At 62.8% G+C, this 18,743-nt stretch carries 15 protein-coding genes; 9 read left to right on the top strand and 6 right to left on the bottom strand.

Going from position 1 to position 18,743, the window contains the following annotated elements; genetic code table 11:
* The first annotated feature begins 169 nt into the window (after window positions 1–169).
* From AC3IYG_RS07050 to AC3IYG_RS07035, 4 genes are all read left to right on the top strand, one after another.
* Window positions 170–1,033 carry a methyl-accepting chemotaxis protein gene (locus AC3IYG_RS07050; RefSeq protein WP_489313855.1) on the top strand — a complete coding sequence of 288 codons (864 nt, stop codon included), beginning with the start codon at window positions 170–172 and terminating at the stop codon, window positions 1,031–1,033.
* Between the two features lie 291 nt (window positions 1,034–1,324).
* A complete protein-coding gene (purM, locus tag AC3IYG_RS07045; RefSeq protein WP_489313075.1) occupies window positions 1,325–2,383 on the top strand; it encodes a phosphoribosylformylglycinamidine cyclo-ligase in 1,059 nt (352 codons plus the stop codon).
* Window positions 2,383–3,033, top strand: a complete 651-nt coding sequence (purN, locus tag AC3IYG_RS07040; protein WP_489313074.1) for a phosphoribosylglycinamide formyltransferase — start codon at window positions 2,383–2,385, stop codon at window positions 3,031–3,033. Before purM ends, purN begins: the two co-directional genes overlap by 1 nt.
* A gap of 8 nt (window positions 3,034–3,041) precedes the next feature.
* Window positions 3,042–3,758: a DUF3108 domain-containing protein gene (locus AC3IYG_RS07035; protein WP_489313073.1), complete on the top strand. Its 717-nt coding sequence runs from the start codon at window positions 3,042–3,044 to the stop codon at window positions 3,756–3,758.
* A 63-nt stretch (window positions 3,759–3,821) separates the two neighbouring features.
* Here the strand turns inward: AC3IYG_RS07035 and AC3IYG_RS07030 are convergent, their stop codons facing one another.
* The 5 genes from AC3IYG_RS07030 to cysM all read right to left on the bottom strand — a co-directional run bounded on the left by AC3IYG_RS07030 (window position 3,822) and on the right by cysM (window position 10,058).
* Window positions 3,822–4,361 carry a DUF2058 domain-containing protein gene (locus tag AC3IYG_RS07030; protein ID WP_489313071.1) on the bottom strand — a complete coding sequence of 180 codons (540 nt, stop codon included), beginning with the start codon at window positions 4,359–4,361 and terminating at the stop codon, window positions 3,822–3,824.
* Between the two features lie 123 nt (window positions 4,362–4,484).
* The gene (gene mazG, locus AC3IYG_RS07025) at window positions 4,485–5,321 is read right to left on the bottom strand and encodes a nucleoside triphosphate pyrophosphohydrolase (RefSeq protein ID WP_489313070.1); all 837 of its coding nucleotides are present in this window, start codon (window positions 5,319–5,321) and stop codon (window positions 4,485–4,487) included.
* A gap of 142 nt (window positions 5,322–5,463) precedes the next feature.
* Window positions 5,464–7,707: a GTP diphosphokinase gene (gene relA, locus AC3IYG_RS07020; protein WP_489313068.1), complete on the bottom strand. Its 2,244-nt coding sequence runs from the start codon at window positions 7,705–7,707 to the stop codon at window positions 5,464–5,466.
* 93 nt (window positions 7,708–7,800) lie between these two features.
* Entirely contained in the window at window positions 7,801–9,153 is a 1,353-nt protein-coding gene (gene rlmD, locus AC3IYG_RS07015; RefSeq protein ID WP_489313067.1) for a 23S rRNA (uracil(1939)-C(5))-methyltransferase RlmD, read from the bottom strand.
* Window positions 9,154–9,155: 2 nt separating this feature from the next.
* Window positions 9,156–10,058, bottom strand: a complete 903-nt coding sequence (gene cysM, locus AC3IYG_RS07010) for a cysteine synthase CysM (protein ID WP_489313065.1) — start codon at window positions 10,056–10,058, stop codon at window positions 9,156–9,158.
* 186 nt (window positions 10,059–10,244) lie between these two features.
* Between cysM and AC3IYG_RS07005 the strand changes: the two genes are divergently transcribed.
* From AC3IYG_RS07005 to AC3IYG_RS06990, 4 genes are read left to right on the top strand one after another with little or no spacing between them, the layout of a single operon-like run.
* Complete coding sequence (locus AC3IYG_RS07005) at window positions 10,245–12,998, top strand: response regulator (RefSeq protein ID WP_489313064.1); 2,754 nt, start codon at window positions 10,245–10,247, stop codon at window positions 12,996–12,998.
* A 30-nt stretch (window positions 12,999–13,028) separates the two neighbouring features.
* Window positions 13,029–14,018, top strand: a complete 990-nt coding sequence (locus AC3IYG_RS07000; RefSeq protein ID WP_489313063.1) for a 2-hydroxyacid dehydrogenase — start codon at window positions 13,029–13,031, stop codon at window positions 14,016–14,018.
* A 58-nt stretch (window positions 14,019–14,076) separates the two neighbouring features.
* Window positions 14,077–14,508 (top strand): hypothetical protein, encoded by a 432-nt coding sequence (locus AC3IYG_RS06995; RefSeq protein WP_489313062.1) that lies wholly within the window; start codon window positions 14,077–14,079, stop codon window positions 14,506–14,508.
* A gap of 20 nt (window positions 14,509–14,528) precedes the next feature.
* A complete protein-coding gene (locus tag AC3IYG_RS06990) occupies window positions 14,529–14,933 on the top strand; it encodes an META domain-containing protein (RefSeq protein ID WP_489313061.1) in 405 nt (134 codons plus the stop codon).
* A gap of 161 nt (window positions 14,934–15,094) precedes the next feature.
* Here AC3IYG_RS06990 and dinB read toward each other — a convergent pair whose 3' ends face one another.
* On the bottom strand, window positions 15,095–16,156 hold the full coding sequence (gene dinB / locus AC3IYG_RS06985) for a DNA polymerase IV (RefSeq protein WP_489313060.1): 1,062 nt from the start codon (window positions 16,154–16,156) through the stop codon (window positions 15,095–15,097).
* Window positions 16,157–16,910: 754 nt separating this feature from the next.
* Here dinB and AC3IYG_RS06980 point away from each other — a divergent pair.
* Window positions 16,911–18,710 (top strand): multicopper oxidase family protein, encoded by a 1,800-nt coding sequence (locus AC3IYG_RS06980; protein ID WP_489313059.1) that lies wholly within the window; start codon window positions 16,911–16,913, stop codon window positions 18,708–18,710.
* The last annotated feature ends 33 nt before the right edge of the window (window positions 18,711–18,743 follow it).

Here is an 18,743-nt window from a genome sequence, read left to right as displayed (position 1 = left end):
CTTGCTCCTGCTGCTCGTCCAGGGGCGGTGGATCATTCGAAGCATCCTGGGCCCACTGCAGTCCGCGAGCCGGTTCGCCGACGGCATTGCCCAGGGCAACCTCAGCGAACGCATAGCCGAACCCGAACAGCAGGATGAAGCCAGCAAGCTGATACGCAGCCTGGCGACCATGCAGCGCGACCTGCGCGGCATGATCGAGGTGGTCCGCAGCAATGCCCAGGGTGTCAGTGGCATGAGCCAGCAATTGAGCAGCGGCTGCCACCAGGTGGCCGGCAGCAGCCAGCAACAGAGCGAAGCCGCCAGCACTATGGCCGCCGCCGCCAGCGAAATGACCGCGAGCATCGAGGAAATCACCCGTCACGCCGAGCGCGCACTGAACATGGCCAATCAGGCCGAGCAACTGGCCAAGGATGGCGGCCAGGTGATCCATCAGGTGGTCAGCGACATGGACGGCATCGCCCGCTCGGTGCAACAGTCGGCGCAGGTGATCCGCACCCTGGATAAAGAGTCCGAGCAGATTTTCAGCATCATTCAGGTGATCAAGGGCATCGCCGACCAAACCAACCTGCTGGCGCTGAACGCCGCCATCGAGGCCGCCCGCGCCGGTGAACAAGGCCGTGGCTTTGCCGTGGTGGCCGACGAGGTGCGCAGCCTGGCCGGCCGCACCAGTGCTTCCACCCAGGAAATCGCCAGCATGGTCGAGCGTATCCAGCACAGCACGCGCGAGGCCGCCAGCAGCATGGAGGCCGGCGTCGCGCAGGTCGACAAAGGCATGGCGGTGACCGCCGACGTCGAGCGCGCCATCCGCGAAATCCTCGAAGCCACCCTGAACACGACGCAACTGGTCAACGACATCACCCGCACGATCGGCGAACAGAGCCTGGCCAGTAACGAAATCGCCCACCAAGTGGAAATGATTGCCAACATGTCCGAAGGTAATAGCCGGGTGATCGGCCAGACCGCCGCGACCACCGATGAGCTGTCCAGCCTGGCGGGCAAGCTGGCGCAATCGGTCGATCGTTTCCGGCTCTGACAGGCTAACCGGTGGCTGTTCGTCGGATCAGCCACCGCCAACGCCTCGTCACTGGCACCGGTCGACAGGCTCTGATGGCCGCCTGCCGGTAAGCCTGATAAAATCGCGCGCCTTCGCAGACCGGCTTCGGCAGTACCTCAAGTTCAGTGAAACCTCGCGAGCGCGGCAGAAAAAGACGAAAACAGCTGGAACGGCCGTTTTCCACCGAGTATCTCCCGTTTAACCCGCAACAGTGTTCGCTTAACTTGACCCGGTCGATCCCCGAACATCCCTTTAAAAGGCCCTGGATCTATGAGCAAGCAACCCTCCATTAGCTACAAGGACGCCGGTGTAGACATCGATGCAGGCGAAGCCCTGGTCGAACGCATCAAAAGCGTGGCCAAGCGCACCGCACGTCCGGAAGTGATGGGCGGCCTGGGTGGCTTCGGCGCCCTCTGCGAGATCCCGGCCGGTTACAAGCAGCCGGTACTGGTTTCCGGCACCGACGGCGTCGGCACCAAACTGCGCCTGGCATTGAACCTGAACAAGCACGACAGCATCGGCATCGACCTGGTCGCCATGTGCGTCAATGACCTAGTGGTGTGCGGCGCCGAGCCGCTGTTCTTCCTCGACTACTACGCCACCGGCAAGCTCAACGTCGACACCGCCGCCCAGGTGGTCACCGGCATCGGCGCCGGCTGCGAACTGGCCGGCTGCTCCCTGGTCGGTGGCGAAACCGCTGAAATGCCCGGCATGTACGAAGGCGAAGACTACGATCTGGCCGGCTTCTGCGTCGGCGTGGTGGAAAAAGCCGAGATCATCGACGGCTCCAAGGTCCAGGCCGGCGACGCCCTGTTGGCCCTGCCCTCCTCCGGCCCGCACTCCAACGGCTACTCGCTGATCCGCAAGATCATCGAAGTGGCCGGCGCCGACATCGAGAACATCCAGCTCGACGGCAAGCCCCTCACCGAACTGCTGATGGCGCCGACACGGATCTACGTCAAACCGCTGCTCAAGCTGATCAAAGACACCGGCGCCGTCAAAGCCATGGCCCACATCACCGGTGGCGGCCTGCTCGACAACATTCCGCGCGTGCTGCCCGAAGGCGCACAAGCGGTGGTCGACGTGGCCAGCTGGAAACGCCCAGCGGTGTTCGACTGGCTGCAAGAGCAAGGCAACGTCAACGAAGTGGAAATGCACCGCGTGCTCAACTGTGGCGTCGGCATGGTCATCTGCGTTGCCCAGGAGCACGTCGAAACGGCGCTGCAAACCCTGCGCGAAGCCGGTGAGCAACCTTGGCTGATCGGCCAGATCGCCGCCAGCGCGCCCGGTGCCGAGCGCGTGGTACTGAACAACCTGAAAGGTCACTGATGCCCGCACGCTGCGATGTAGTCGTGCTGATCTCGGGCTCCGGCAGCAACCTGCAGGCGCTGATCGACAACATCCAGGCCGGTGAAAATCCGGCCCGGATCCGTGCAGTGATCGCCAACCGCGCCGACGCCTATGGCCTGGAGCGGGCGGAAGCGGCCGGTATCGACACGCAGGTGCTCGACCACAAGGCCTTCGCCGACCGTGAAGCCTTCGATGCCGCGCTGATCGAGCTGATCGACACCTTCACGCCACGGCTGGTGGTGTTGGCGGGCTTCATGCGCATCCTCAGCCCCGGCTTCGTGCGCCACTACCAGGGCCGCCTGCTGAACATTCATCCTTCGCTGTTGCCCAAGTACAAAGGCCTGCACACCCATCAACGGGCGCTGGAGGCTGGCGACAGCGAACATGGCTGCAGCGTGCACTTCGTGACCGAGGAACTCGATGGTGGCCCTCTGGTCGTACAAGCTGTAATCCCGGTAAAGTCGGATGACTCGCCGGAAAGCCTGGCCAAGCGTGTGCATGTACAAGAACACCACATTTACCCGTTGGCCGTGCGCTGGTTTGCCGAAGGCCGCTTGCGTCTTGCCGCGCATGGCGCAATGCTGGATGGCCAGCCGTTACCGGCCACCGGCCACTTGATTCGAACCTAGGAGACTCTATGCGTCGTGCCCTGCTGTTCGTCCTTGCCGTACTCACCCTGCCGGTCCAGGCTCTGGAGCTCAAACCCTTCTCCGCCAGCTACACCGCGGATTGGAAACAGTTGCCCATCAGCGGTACCGCCGAGCGCAGCCTCAAGCGCCAGGAAGACGGGCGCTGGCTGCTCAACTTCGAAGCCTCGATGCTGATCGCCAGCCTCACCGAGGAAAGCACCTTTCGCGTGGAGAGCGGCACCTTCCTGCCGCTGACCTACCACTACGAGCGCAGCGGACTGGGTAAAGGCAAACAAGTCGAGTTCGATTTCGACTGGAGCGCCAAGCAAGTCATCGGCACCGACCGCGGCGCACAGGTTTCCCAGCCGCTCAACCGCGGCCTGCAGGACAAGTCGACCTACCAGTTGGTACTCCAGCATGATGTAGCCGCTGGCAAAAAGAGCATGAGCTACCAGGTGATCGATGGCGACGAGATCGAAACCTACGACTTCCGCGTATTGAATGAAGAGAGCGTTCGCACTGCGACGGGCCTGGTCGATGCGATCAAGGTCGAGCGCGTGCGCGACCCGACACAGAGCAGCCGAAAAACCGTGCTCTGGTTCGCCAAGGATTGGGATTACCTGCTGGTGCGCCTGCATCAGATCGAGAAGGACGGCAAGGAATACCAGATCATGCTCAAAGAGGGCTCGGTGGACGGCAAACCCGTTCAAGGCCGCAGCGAGTAATAATCAGGCGATGAAAAAGCCGGGCAATGCCCGGCTTTTTTCATGTGTTTTGCGCTTCGCCTCTCACCACATCAGGTCGTCAGGCACCTGATAGGCGGCATAGGGGTCGTCCGCATCCGGCGCTTCGGTTGGGGTGTTGAGCAGTATCACGCGGCGCGGATCGCGCTCCTGAATCTTCAAGGCGGCTTCACGCGGGATCACCTCATAACCACCGCCATGCTGAACGACGGCCAACGAGCCACGGCTGAGCTTGTCGCGCATCAAGCTGTTGACGGAGAGGCGCTTGACCTTCTTGTCGTCGACGAAGTTGTAGTAATCCTCGGTGGTCAACTTGGGCAGGCGGCTCTGCTCGATCAGTTGTTTGATCTGCGCGGCTTCGGCCTTCTTCTGCACCTTTTCCTGCTGTTGGCGGTTCAGCTCCTGATCGCGGGCGGCCTTCTCGGCCATGGCTTGCAGGGCGGCGCGCTTCTGCGAGTCATCGACCTCGACCTGGCCTTTGTGCTCCAAGCGCTTTTGCTTCTGCTTTTCTTTGCCGACCTGCTTGGCCTGCTTTTGGTTGACCAGGCCGGCTTTCAACAATTGGTCACGGAGAGAAAGACTCATACCCTGCGCCTTACAATGAATTTGAGATGTGGGGTGGGTGAAACCCACCGGCGGCGCAGCTAAACGCCACAACCTGATTATCCAACCCGACGGCCAATGGGTGGGTTTCCCCCACCCTACGCACTATGAACCGCAACCTAGGCCGTCCTTTTCCTGACGTTTGGCCTCGCCCCAGAGGGCATCCAGTTCTTCGAGGCTGCAATTTTCAATGGGGCGACGGGTTTCACGCAAGGCCTGTTCGATAAACCTGAAACGACGCTCGAACTTGCCATTGGCACTGCGCAATGCAGTTTCCGGATCGACCTTCAGGTGCCGTGCCAGGTTGACCACCACGAACAGCAGGTCGCCGATTTCCTCGGCCACCGCCTGAGGGTCGTTCTCGCTCATGGCTTCGAGCACTTCGTCCAGTTCTTCGCGAACCTTGTCCACCACGGGCAACGCTTGCGGCCAATCGAAACCGACCTGGGCCGCACGCTTCTGCAATTTGACTGCACGGGACAAGGCCGGCAACGTCTTGGGCACATCATCCAGCAAGGACAGCTGTTCCGGCGCAACAGCCTTCTCTGCACGCTCTTCGGCTTTCAATTGCTCCCAACGCTGTTTGACCGCCGACTCTGCCAGCCTGGCCACATCCGGTGCGCCATACAGGTCGCCATCGGCGAATACGTGGGGGTGGCGGCGAATCAATTTGCGGGTGATGCCATCCACCACCGCATCGAACTCGAAACGCCCTTCTTCCTTGGCCAGCTGGCTGTAATACACCACTTGAAACAGCAGATCGCCCAATTCGCCCGGCAGGTGCTCGAAGTCGGCCCGCTCGATGGCATCGGCGACCTCGTAGGCCTCCTCGATGGTGTAGGGCACGATGCTCGCGTAACTCTGTTTCAGATCCCACGGGCAGCCGTACTGCGGATCGCGCAGGCGGGCCATGAGATGCAGCAGATCTTCAAGTTTATACACTGACAACTCCAACCTATGGCAACCGCCTGAGCGGCGCGGGCGAAGAGCTGGCTAGGCGAAGACTTTCCGAAAAGCGGAGTTGGCTCTAGCCAATGAGCATTTTTCGGAAGGTCTTCAACAACGCCAGGCCAAGCGCAGCAGCTCAGGAAGCTCGGTTGCGCCGCACCTCGATAATATTCGGCAACTGGGAAATCCGCCCCAGCAAACGACCCAGCGCATCCAACCCCGGAATCTCGATGGTCAAGGACATGGCCGCGGTGTTGTCTTCCTTGTTCGAGCGGGTGTTGACTGCCAGCACGTTGATCTTCTCGTTGAGCAGCACCTGGGATACGTCGCGCAGCAAACCGGAACGGTCGTAGGCGCGGATGATGATATCCACCGGGTAGGTCTGCACCGGTACCGGCCCCCAACTGACCTGGATGATCCGCTCCGGCTCGCGCCCGCCCAGCTGCAGCACCGAGGCGCAGTCCTGGCGATGGATGCTGACGCCACGCCCAAGGGTGATGTAACCGACGATCGCATCGCCCGGCAGCGGCTGGCAGCAGCCGGCCATTTGCGTCAGCAGGTTGCCGACGCCCTGGATCTGGATATCGCCACGCTTGCCTGGCTTGAAATGGCTGTGCTTGCGCGGAATCAGCTCCAACTGCTCGTTGCCACGCTCCGGCTCGACCAGTTGCTGCGCGGCGTTGACCAGGTGCGCCAGGCGCAGATCACCCGCACCGAGGGCGGCGAACATATCCTCGGTGGCTTTCAGGTTGACCTTCTCCGCCAGGCGTTCGAAGTCCACGTGCGGCAATGCCAGGCGGCCCAGTTCGCGCTCGAGCAGGGTTTTGCCAGCGGCGACGTTTTGGTCGCGATCCTGCAACTTGAACCAGTGCACGATCTTCGCCCGCGCCCGCGAGGTGGTGACGTAACCGAGGTTACTGTTCAACCAGTCACGGCTCGGCGTGCCGTGCTTGCTGGTGATGATTTCCACCTGCTCGCCGGTCTGCAGGCTGTAGGTGAGCGGCACGATACGCCCGTTGATCTTGGCGCCGCGGCAGTTGTGGCCGATTTCGGTGTGCACACGATAGGCGAAGTCCAGCGGCGTCGCGCCTTTGGGCAGGTCAATGGCATGACCGTCCGGGGTGAACACATAGACCCGATCCGGCTCGATATCCACGCGCAACTGCTCGGCCAGGCCGCCGATATCGCCGAGCTCTTCATGCCATTCGAGCACCTGGCGCAGCCAGGAGATTTTCTCTTCGTAATGGTTGGAGCCGGATTTGACGTCGGTGCCTTTGTAGCGCCAGTGCGCGCACACGCCCAGCTCGGCTTCCTCGTGCATGGCATGGGTGCGGATCTGCACTTCCAGCACCTTGCCTTCCGGGCCGATCACCGCGGTATGCAGCGAGCGGTAGCCGTTCTCTTTCGGGTTGGCGATGTAGTCGTCGAACTCTTTCGGGATGTGCCGCCAGAGGGTATGCACGATGCCCAGCGCGGTGTAGCAGTCGCGCATCTCCGGCACCAACACGCGCAACGCACGCACGTCATAGATCTGGCTGAACGCCAGACCTTTGCGCTGCATTTTGCGCCAGATCGAATAGATGTGTTTGGCCCGCCCGCTGATATCGGCCTGCACGCCGGTGGCCGCCAGTTCGGACTTGAGCTGTGCCATCACCTCGGCAATGAAGCGCTCACGGTCCAACCGCCGCTCATGCAGCAGCGTGGCGATCTGCTTGTATTGTTCGGGCTCCAGGTAGCGGAAAGACAGGTCTTCCAACTCCCACTTGATATGGCCGATGCCCAGTCGATGCGCCAGCGGCGCGTAGATATCGAACACTTCGCGGGCCACCCGATGGCGCTTTTCGTCATCGGCATTCTTGATCGCGCGGATCGCGCAGGTGCGTTCGGCCAGTTTGATCAGCGCGACGCGCACATCGTCGACCATCGCCACCAGCATCTTGCGCAGGTTGTCGACCTGGACCTGGGTGCCCAGCACCAGCGACTCGCGCGGATTGAGGCTGGCGCTGATCGCCGCCATGCGCAGCACGCCATCGATCAGCTTGGCGACCACCGGACCACAGCGCTGCTGCACCGCGGCCAAGGTGATCTTGCCTTCGCGCACGCCGCGGTAAACGACCGCCGCGACCAGCGAATCCTGATCGAGCTTGAGATCGGCAAGGATTTCGGCGATCTCCAGGCCAGTGCGAAAACTGGAGTTGCCTTCGGCCCATAGATTCTTCGCCGCATTGGCTTGCTGCTCGGCCTCGCGGGCGAACTCGCACGCGGCTTTCAAGGCCTCGCGATCCAATGCCTGGTCGATGCTGACCACATGATCGAGCCAAGCCTCTAGGTTGATGCTGCCGTCCGTGTTGATCGGCTGGTGCGCTCTAACCTGTACCATCGTTTACCTTCCCTACGGCGTGCGGCAAACACCCCGCCTGACTGCATAAAAAATCGCCAGCCTTCTGCGGGCTGGTCGGATTACGCGAACTTCCTAGTCCGCCTCGAATAACGCCATCGCCTCGACATGTGCCGTCTGCGGAAACATGTCGAGGATGCCGGCTCGTTTTAACCGGTAACCCTGCCGCACCAACTCCGCCGCATCACGCGCCAGCGTCGCCGGATTGCAGGACACATACAGCACGCGTTTGGCGCACAAAGCACCAATCTGCCGGACCACTTCCAGCGCGCCATCGCGCGGTGGGTCGAGCAAGACCGCGGAAAAACCTTGTGTCGCCCACGTGGCGCCGGCCAGCGGGATCGACAAGTCCGCCTGAAAAAACTGCGCGTTGCCCAGACCATTGGTCGTGGCATTGCTCGCGGCCCGCTCGACCATCGCCTCGACCCCCTCGACCGCCACCACCTCACGAACCTGGCGGGCCAGCGGCAGGGCGAAGTTGCCCAGGCCACAGAACAGATCCAGCACCCGCTCATCCGCTTGCGGTGCCAACCAGTCTAGCGCCTGCGCGATCATTGCCTCATTCACCGGCGCATTGACCTGTACGAAATCGCCGGGGCGATAGGCCAATTGCAGGTCCCAGGCCGGCAGGCGATAACCCAGCGTCTCACCGGCATCCAGCGGCTGCGGCTCACCCTCGCCGTGCAGCCAGAGTTGCGCACTGTGCTCGGCACAGAACGCCTGTAACAACGCCAGGTCGGCCTCCGGCAAGGGCGCGGTATGACGCACCAAAACAGCGCTGGCCGTACCACTGAACAACTCGACATGGCCCAGCGCCTGCGGCTTGGCCAAGCGCCGCAGCACCTGCGGCAGTGCCCGAATAATCGGCTGCAAGGGCTGTACCAGCACCAGGCAATCGGCGATAGCCACGATGTCCTGGCTGGCCGCCGCGCGAAAGCCGACATCCAGGTGCTTGGCCTTGGCATCCCAGCGCACCGCAATGCGCGCACGGCGGCGATAGGCGAACTCGGGGCCGACCAGCGCCGGCGCCCACTCGTCCGGCTGCAAGCCGCCAATACGGCTCAACTGCTCGGCCAGCAGGCGTTGCTTCAACGCCAGTTGCTCGCTGTGCGGCAGGTGCTGCAGGGTGCAACCGCCACAGCGGCCGGCATGGGCGCAGGGCGCGACACGCCGCTGCGGCGCGGCGGTGAAAATCCGTTCGGCGCGGGCATCGACGATCTGGCTGCGAGCACCGAGCACGCGGGCTTCCACCTGCTCATCCGGCAGGGCACCGGCGACGAACCAGGTGCGCCCCTCGAAGAAGGCGATACCACGGCCGTCATTGGCCAGGCGCTCGATGGTCAGGCGCTGTTTCTTGCCGACCGGAATTTGCGGCGCGCGGGTACCGCCGCTCGGCTGGAAGCGCAAATCACCGCTACGTTTAGCCATGATCAGCGGGGGTCATCGTAGACACCGGTCGACAGATAACGGTCGCCGCGGTCGCAGATGATCGCCACGATCACGGCATTCTCCACCTCACGCGACAAACGCAACGCGGCGGCCACCGCGCCACCGGAGGAAACGCCACAGAAGATGCCTTCTTCGCGGGCCAGCCGGCGCATCACGTCTTCAGCCTCGCTCTGGGCCATATCGACGATGCGGTCGACGCGCTCGGCCTGATAAATCTTCGGCAGATACTCCTCTGGCCAGCGGCGGATACCCGGAATCGCCGAGCCTTCCATCGGCTGCAAGCCGACGATCTGGATCGCCGGATTCTGCTCCTTGAGGTAACGCGACACACCCATGATGGTGCCGGTGGTCCCCATGGAGCTGATGAAGTGGCTGATGCTGCCCTGGGTCTGGCGCCAGATTTCCGCACCCGTGCCGTTGTAATGGGCAATCGGGTTGTCACCATTGGCGAACTGATCGAGCACCTTGCCCTTGCCTTCGGCCTGCATTCGCTCGGCCAGGTCGCGGGCGCCTTCCATGCCCTCTTCCTTGCTGACGATGATCAGCTCGGCGCCATAGGCGGTCATCGCCGCCTTGCGCTCGGCACTCATGTTGTCCGGCATGATCAGGATCATCCGGTAACCCTTGATCGCGGCGACCATGGCCAGCGCGATCCCGGTATTGCCGGAGGTCGCCTCGATCAGGGTATCGCCGGGTTTGACGGCACCGCTGAGTTCGGCACGGGTGATCATCGACAACGCCGGGCGGTCTTTCACCGAGCCCGCGGGGTTGTTGCCTTCCAGTTTCACCAACAGGGTGTTGCTGGTTTCGCCGGGCAGCCGTTGCAGGCGCACCAGCGGCGTGTTGCCGACGCAATCGGCGATGGTTGGGTACTGCAGGGTCATGGCGTCTTCGCAATCCAGACTGCGGGGGCACCCATGATAGCGGCAAACGGCCGGACGCCATAACACACGAACACAGAGGCTTATTACAGGTTGTTATAAGGAAAGCGTTCACCTCTTGTTCGCACAAAGGCAAGCGCTACACTGCCGGCCAGAACTCATCGAACAGTGCAACGCGGGAGGATGGCTGTGTTCAAGGATCTTGGCATCAAGGGCCGCGTATTACTGCTCACCCTGCTACCCACCAGCCTGATGGCGCTGGTGCTCGGCGGTTACTTCATTTGGATGCAACTGTCCGACTTGCAAGCGCAACTGCTGCAGCGCGGGCAGATGATCGCCGAACAGCTGGCGCCACTCGTCGCCCCGGCGTTGGCGCGAGGCGATACCACGTTACTGAACCGGGTCGCCAGCGAGGCCCTGGAGCAGCCGGACGTGCGCGCCGTGACCTTTCTCTCGGCGGAAAACGCGCGCCTGGCCCACGCCGGGCCGAACATGCTCAACTCGACCCCGGAGGGTGACGGCAACCAGCTGTTGCAGCGCAGCGGCAAGGATGCGACGCGCTTTCTGCTGCCGGTGCTCGGCCGTCATCGCAGCCTGACCGGCGACCCGATCGTCGATGACCCCGAACGCCTGCTGGGCTGGGTCGAACTGGAGTTATCGCACCACGGCACCCTGCTGCGCAGCTACCGCAGCCTGCTCGCCAGCCTGCTGCTGATTGTCACCGGGCTCGGCGTCACGGCGCTGCTGGCCGTGCAAATGAGCCGCACGATCAACGAGCCGCTGCGGCGGATCAAGCAGAGCGTCAGCCAACTCAAGGAAGGTCGCCTGGAAACCCGCCTGCCACCGCTCGGCAGCCATGAAATGGACGAGCTGGCATCGGGCATCAACCGCATGGCCGAGTCACTGCAAAACGCCCAGGAAGAACTGCAACACAGCATCGACCAAGCCACCGAAGACGTCCGGCAAAACCTGGAAACCATCGAGATCCAGAACATCGAACTGGACTTCGCACGCAAGGAAGCCCTGGAGGCCAGCCGGATCAAATCCGAATTCCTCGCCAACATGAGCCATGAAATCCGCACCCCGCTCAACGGCATTCTGGGTTTCACCAACCTGCTGCAGAAAAGCGAGCTGACGCCGCGCCAGCAGGATTACCTGGGCACCATCGAGAAATCCGCCGACAGCCTGCTGGGGATCATCAACGAAATCCTCGATTTCTCGAAAATCGAAGCCGGCAAACTGGTGCTGGAAAACATCCCGTTCAACCTGCGCGACGTGCTACAGGATGCCCTCACCATCCTCGCCCCGGCGGCCCACGCCAAGCAGTTGGAACTGGTCAGCCTGGTGTACCGCGACACCCCACTGTCGCTGATCGGCGACCCGGCACGGCTCAAGCAGGTGCTGACCAACCTGGTCAGCAACGCGATCAAATTCACCCGCGAAGGCACCATCGCCATGCGCGCCATGGTCGAAGATGAAAACAGCGACCGTGCGCAACTGCGCATCAGCGTGCAGGACACGGGCATCGGCCTCTCCGACGAAGACCTGCGCGCGCTGTTCCAGGCGTTCAGCCAGGCGGACAACTCGCTGTCGCGGCAAGCCGGCGGCACCGGCCTCGGCCTGGTGATATCCAAGCGTCTGATCGAACAGATGGGCGGCGAGATCGGTGTTGCCAGCACCCCCGGCGAAGGCTCTGAATTCTGGATCAGCCTGAGCCTGCCCAAAGCCCGCGACGATGCCGAAGACCTGCCACGCGCGCCACTGCTCGGGCGCCGCGTGGCGATCCTCGAAGGCCACGAGCTGGCGCGCCAGGCCCTGCAGCACCAGTTGGAAGACTGCGGCCTGCAGGTCGTGCAGTACCAGCACCTGGACGACCTGGTGGAAGCCGTGACCGCCGAGCAGCACGGCGACCTCCCGATCGGCCTGGCCGTACTCGGCGTGACCGCCCAGGAGCTGCCACCGGAACGCCTGAGCCGGCGCGTCTGGGACCTCGAACGCCTCGCTTGCAAAAGCCTGGTGCTCTGCCCGACCACCGAACAGACGCTTTATCACGAATCCCTGCCGGACGCCCACAGGCAACTGCACGCCAAACCGGCCTGCACCCGCAAGATGCAGCGCGCCCTGGCGGAACTGGTCAGCCCGCGCCATCTGCGCGTGGAAGCGGCCAGCACGCCGACCAATCGCCCGCCGCGCCTGCTGTGCGTCGACGACAACCCGGCCAACTTGCTGCTGGTGCAAACCCTGCTCAGCGATATGGGCGCCGAGGTCAGCGCCGTCGACAGTGGTTACGCCGCTCTGGCCATCGTTCAACAGAAGTGCTTCGACCTGATTTTCATGGACGTGCAGATGCCCGGCATGGACGGCCGACAATCCACCGAGGCGATTCGCCAATGGGAAGGTGAAAACGACACCGCGCCGATACCGATCATCGCCCTCACCGCCCATGCCCTGGCCAACGAAAAGCGTGCGCTGCTGCAAGGCGGCATGGACGACTACCTGACCAAGCCGATCAGCGAACGGCAGCTGGCGCAGGTGGTGCTCAAATGGACCGGCCTGGCGTTACGCAACCATGGCCCGGAACGCCCGACGCAAAGCACGCCCACCCCCCTCAACCAGCGTGTCCTCGACGCCGAAGAGGGCCTGCGCCTGGCAGCCGGCAAGGCCGATCTGGCGGCCGACATGCTGAGCATGCTGCTCGCCTCGCTGGACGCCGACCGCCAAGCCATTCGCCATGCACGCGATGCGGACGACCGCATCGCCCTGATCGAACGGGTCCATCGCCTGCATGGCGCCACCCGTTATTGCGGCGTGCCGCAACTGCGCGCCGCCTGCCAACGCAGCGAAACCCTGCTCAAGCAAAACGATCCGGCGGCGAAAACCGCGCTGGACGAGCTGGACGACGCCATCACCCGCCTGGCAAACGAGGCCCAATCCCGCGCCTGATGAGGCCGCAGAGCAAAAGGAGAGACGCACATGCGCATCATGCTATTCAGCTACCAGCCCTATGATCGCGACAGCTTCAGCGCCGCGTCATCGGCGACCAGCCATGAACTGCTGTTCCAGTCCGCGCGCCTGAGCCTCGACACTGCAGCCCTGGCCCAGGGCTGCCCGGTGGTTTGCGCCTTCATCAATGACGATCTGAGCGCTCCGGTCCTGCAACGCCTCGCGGCGGGTGGCACACAACTGATTGCCCTGCGTTCGGCCGGCTACAACCATGTCGACCTGCCCGCTGCGCAGCAGCTGGGGCTGACCGTCGTCCGCGTGCCGGCCTACTCGCCGCATGCCGTGGCAGAGCATGCCGTGGCCCTGATCCTGGCGCTCAACCGCCGCTTGCACCGGGCCTATAACCGCACCCGCGAAGGCGACTTCTCGCTGCATGGGCTGACCGGCTTCGATCTCTACGAGAAAAACGTCGGCGTGATCGGCACTGGGCAGATCGGCACCACCTTCGCCCGCATCATGGCTGGCTTCGGCTGCCGCCTACTGGCCTATGACCCACACCCCAACCCGCAGGTGCTGGCACTCGGCGGCCGTTATGTGCCGCTGCCGGAACTGCTCGAGCAGGCGCAGATCATCAGCCTGCATTGCCCCCTGACACCCGCTACCCACCACCTGATCAACCGCCAATCGCTGCAACACATGCGCCCGCAGGCCATGCTGATCAATACCGGGCGTGGCGCCCTGGTGGAAACCCCGGCCTTGATCGAGGCGCTGAAAAGCGGCCAGCTCGGCTACCTGGGCCTGGATGTCTACGAAGAGGAAGCCACCTTGTTCTTCGAAGACCGCTCCGACCTGCCACTGCAGGACGACGTACTGGCACGCCTGCTGACATTCCCCAACGTGATCGTCACCGCCCACCAGGCCTTCCTCACCCGCGAGGCCCTTGCCGGCATCGCCAGAACCACGCTGGAAAACATCGAGGCGTGGATCGCCAACCAGCCGCAGAATCGGGTCGAGGCTTAGGCCGTGTTAACATGCCGGCCTTGTATTTCCTCTTAGATAGCGACTGAAACCTGCTCCCATGGCCGAACACGACTTCCGTTACAACCTGCTCAACCCCGAGCACACCCTGATCGAATGCCGAGCCCTGGCGCCGGGTCGCTATCAAGTCACCGGCAACGGCGGCTCGGTCCAGAGCGGCGACAGCCTGCTGGTGACCCTCAAAGGCAGCCGCGACCTGAGCATGCGCCTGAACGTGGACAAGGTTCGCCACCTGATCAACCCGCCCGGGCAGTGGGTGGCCGTGGCGCAAGGGCCGGCCTTCGGCGAGTTGTCTATCCTGAGTTGGCAGGTCAACTGCGACGGTTGCGGCACGCAGCTGGATTTCGAGTTCGCGGTGGACTCCGCACTCGGTAAAAAGGCCCATGCACCTGCTGCCGAAGCGCGCATTCGCGAGCTGCACTGGCAGAACAACAGCGGCCGTCACCTGTGCCCCAAATGCCAAAAAGACTGAAAGAACCAAAAGGACGCCCGATGAAACGCACCCTTGCCCTCAGCCTGCTCGCCACCAGCCTGCTCGGTTGCGCCAGCGATGCCCTGGTGCTGGACCAGGACAGCACTTACCAGGTGGAATGGATCGGCGAACGCCCGCTGATCGACAACAGCCACCTGACCCTGACCCTTGGCGCCGATGGCCGCGCCTATGGCAGTGCCGGCTGCAACCACTGGTTCGCGCCCTATGAAATGAAAGGCACGCAGCTCAGTTTCGGCCAGGCCGGCAGCACCCGCAAAATGTGCGCACCCGCGCTGATGGAGCAGGAAGCCCGCTTCCTCGAGGCGCTGGGCAAGGTACAGCGCTGGGACGTTTCGCCGATCGACCAGCTGCGCCTGTGGCCGGCGCAAGGCAAACCGATCCGCGTATGGCCGGAAAAGGGCTGATATAAGTTTCTTCACGGACTACCGGGTTAGGGCAGCATTCCGACGCAGGAGCGGGCCATGCCCGCGATGCTTTAATCGCGTTTCGCGGGCATGGCCCGCTCCTACAAGGGACACCATACCCGCCCACCTTGCGTATCAAACTCATCGCCCCATCAATGCACTCAGTGAGCGAACAGCTCCAACTGCTCGCTGACCCCGCGCAAATCCACCAACCGCACGCCAACGCCGATCAAGCGCACCGGCTTGCCGCCGCGCTCGAAGGCGCTACCCAGCAACTTCCGATAACTGTCCAGATCCTGTGCGGCGCCCGCCTGCTCCAGGGTGGTCTGGGTAAAGTCGTGGAACTTCAGTTTCACGAAAGGTTTGTCCGCCCGGTAACTGCCATCCAGCCGCGCCATCCGCTCGCTCAACAGCTCCAGCAAACCCGGCAGACGCTCCAGGCAGGCCGGCAGATCGGGCAGATCCTTGTCATAGGTGTTTTCCACACTCACGCTCTGCCTGCGGTTATCGACCTGCACCGCGCGCTCGTCGATGCCACGCGCCAGGTTCCACAGGCGCTCGCCGAAGCTGCCGAACTCTCGCAGCAGCGCCAGCTTGTCCCATTCGCGCAGATCCATACAGCTGATGATCCCCAGGCGCCCGAGCTTGTCCGCGGTGACCTTGCCCACCCCATGCAGCTTGCTGACCGGCAGCGCCGACACGAAACCCTCCACCTCGTCCGGGGTGATCACGAACAAGCCGTTGGGTTTGCGCCAATCGCTGGCAATCTTGGCGAGAAACTTGTTCGGCGCCACCCCGGCGGACACGGTGATATGCAGCTGCAGCGAAACGCGGCGACAAATGTCCTGGGCGATCCGCGTGGCGCTACCGGAAAAGTGCGGGCAGTCCGAGACATCCAGAAAGGCCTCATCCAGCGATAACGGCTCGATAATCTCGGTGTACTCACGAAAGATCGCCTGGATTTCCCGCGAGACGCCCTTATAGACATCCATCCGCGGCTTGACGATCAGCAGGTCCGGGCACAGCTTGAGCGCATGCCGCGAAGACATCGCCGAGCGCACCCCATAAGCCCGCGCTTCATAGTTGCAGGTGGCAATTACCCCGCGCCGATCCGCCGCACCGCCGACTGCCAAGGGTTTATTCGCCAGGCGCGGGTCATCGCGCATCTCGATGGCGGCGTAAAAGCAGTCGCAGTCCACGTGAATGATTTTTCTTTGGCTCATAAGCAATTGAATTTATTCAACTACCACCAAGACAAGACGCGTTGATAACCGACTTGATACCCGTATTTCCATTTGCCTGAAAAGCACAGAGGCCGTGAGCGCTGCCCGCCTACAATTTCCACTGAATGGAAAGCCGAGCGCCAGGCATGATACCCACTTTCATCCGACCATTATCTTCCGTATAGCTCTGGCCGATCAGCCGCGCTGGCGATTTGGCGGAAATGAGCCAGCGCCTGACTACCTGCCATAGCCCACACGCCTAACCGTCGCTATCAATACGCCATAACAATCTATTAAACCCAGACAGAACAGGCGCTTGCACACTTGTTAAGAACAGTTCTGACCTAGACTGGTTATCGACACTTTTGCAACATGACTCAGTACCACAGAGGAGTTCGACGTTTTGCACGGCGCTGTGTTGCACGGGCAAGGGCACTAGGCCCGGTGCCTGGGTCGACACAACGATGGAGAAATCATGGACAGAGAGCAACGCACTCGCATGATGGAGCCTTCACAGACCGACGCGTTCTCGGCCCATCAACCTGTCCCCTCCCGACACTACCTACCGACTACTTGTCCGTTGTCGTCAACGGACAGAACGCCCTGTGGCCGAGCGCTGATAAGCGAAAGCGGGTCAGAGGCGTTCGGCTGCGAGCGCTCTTCCACTGCCTGGCTCGAAGACGGCGCTGACGCCACCCAATGCGGGGTTGCAGTCAGCCATGAGCAAGCCGGCTGAGATGAGGGGTGAGTCACCATGAAAACCACAGAACTGAGACAGAGGAAAGGTCGACTGCCGGCCCTGAAAAACTCAGCCGATGTCGAAGCCCGGCGTTCGTTCCTCAAGCTCGGCGCCGCCGCCATGCTGACGCCGCTGCTGCTGAGATCGCGCGAGAGTGCGGCCGCAGCCGTGCCGGTCTTCCCTCCCAGCCCGCCAACCACGCCGTGGCTGGTGACACTGCCCAACGCAATCACGCCGTTGCAAGCGGTCGCAACCCTGAACCCGAGCCCCACCGTGGCGGCGAATACGGCCGGCGGTGAAGCCGGGCGAGCGCCGCACCAACGTTTCGCCGAACTCACCGGCGTGCTCGGCGCGCCGCTGCTGTACGAGTTGAAGGCCAAGGAGCGCCCCGACTGGGTCTTCCATCCAGCCTATCCGCCGCAACGCATCTGGGGTTACGAAGGCAACTCGCCGGGCGCGGTCAGCCCCGGCCCGACGATCTTCGCGCGTTATGGCAAGCCGGTCATCGTCCGCTTCCGGAACCAGCTGCCGCAGAATCACGTCGGTTTCGGCACACCGGAGATCTCCACCCACCTGCACAATGCGCACATCGGGTCGGAAAGCGATGGCTTCCCCGGCGACTACTACAGCGCCAACAAGGCCGGGCCGACCCTGACCGCGCCAGGGGCATTCAAGGATCACTTCTACCCGAACATCTATGCCGGCTACGACCAGTTGCAAAACCATATCGGCGACCCGCGCGAGGCCCTGGGCACGCTGTTCTACCATGACCACACCCTGGACTTCACCGCGCCGAACATGCTTCGCGGCTTGTTCGGAATGTATCTGCTGTTCGACGACATCGATTCGGGCAGCGAACGGGATCCGAACCCAAGCGCGCTGCGCCTGCCGAGCCATCCTTACGACTACCCGCTGAACTTCATGGACATGCGTTTCGACAACAACGGCATCCTCTTCTACGACCAGGTCAACCCCGAGGGGGTTTTGGGCGACAAAGTGGCTGTCAACGGTTACATCGAGCCGGTATTACGGGTGGCGGCCCGCAAGTATCGCCTGCGCTTGCTCAACGCCGGGCCTAGCCGCTTCTACGCGTTCTCACTGGTCTCGCCGAGCGGCGCGCTGCAGAAGTTCACCTACATCGCCAACGACGGCAACCTGTTGCCGGCGCCGCTGCTGAACCAGACCCGGGTGCAGCTGGGCATGGCCGAGCGCGCCGACATAGTCGTGGACTTCTCCAAGTACCCGATCGGCACCGTGCTCTATCTGGTCAACAAGATGCGCCAGGAGGACACCCGCGAGGGCAAGGACATCAAGGAGCCGGGCACGCGCGTGCTCAAGTTCATCGTCGATCGCGTCCCGCCGGAGCAGGATCTCAGCCAAGTGCCGAGCGTGCTGCGCGCGCTGCCACCGCTCAGCCTTGCGGAGATCGCGGCGGCGCCGGTGCGGCGCTGGGTGTTCGAGCGCTCGAGTGGTCTGTGGTCGATCAACGGCAAGCTGGTCAACGTGAAGGTTCCGCGGGCCTCGATCATCCAAGGCCGCGCAGAGGTGTGGGAGCTGGTGAACCCCGAAGACGGTTGGACCCACCCCATCCATATCCACTTCGAAGAGGGGCGCATCATCGGTAAGATTTTCAAAGGTAATAACGTGCCGGTGCCAGCACACGAGCAGGGCCGCAAGGACGTCTATGTGCTCGACGCATTCACGACCCTGCGGGTGTTCATGCGCTTTCGCGACTTCAAAGGCAAGTACGTCATGCACTGCCACAACCTGATCCACGAAGACCACGCGATGATGCTGAGATGGGACATCGTTTGAGTGGCGCGGCAACACCCCTGATGAAGGCGGAGG

It is taken from the genome of Pseudomonas sp. KH_027, from assembly GCF_057838565.1.
Note: the sequence above shows the minus strand (reverse complement) of the source record. Positions and strands in the feature narration are given on the sequence as shown.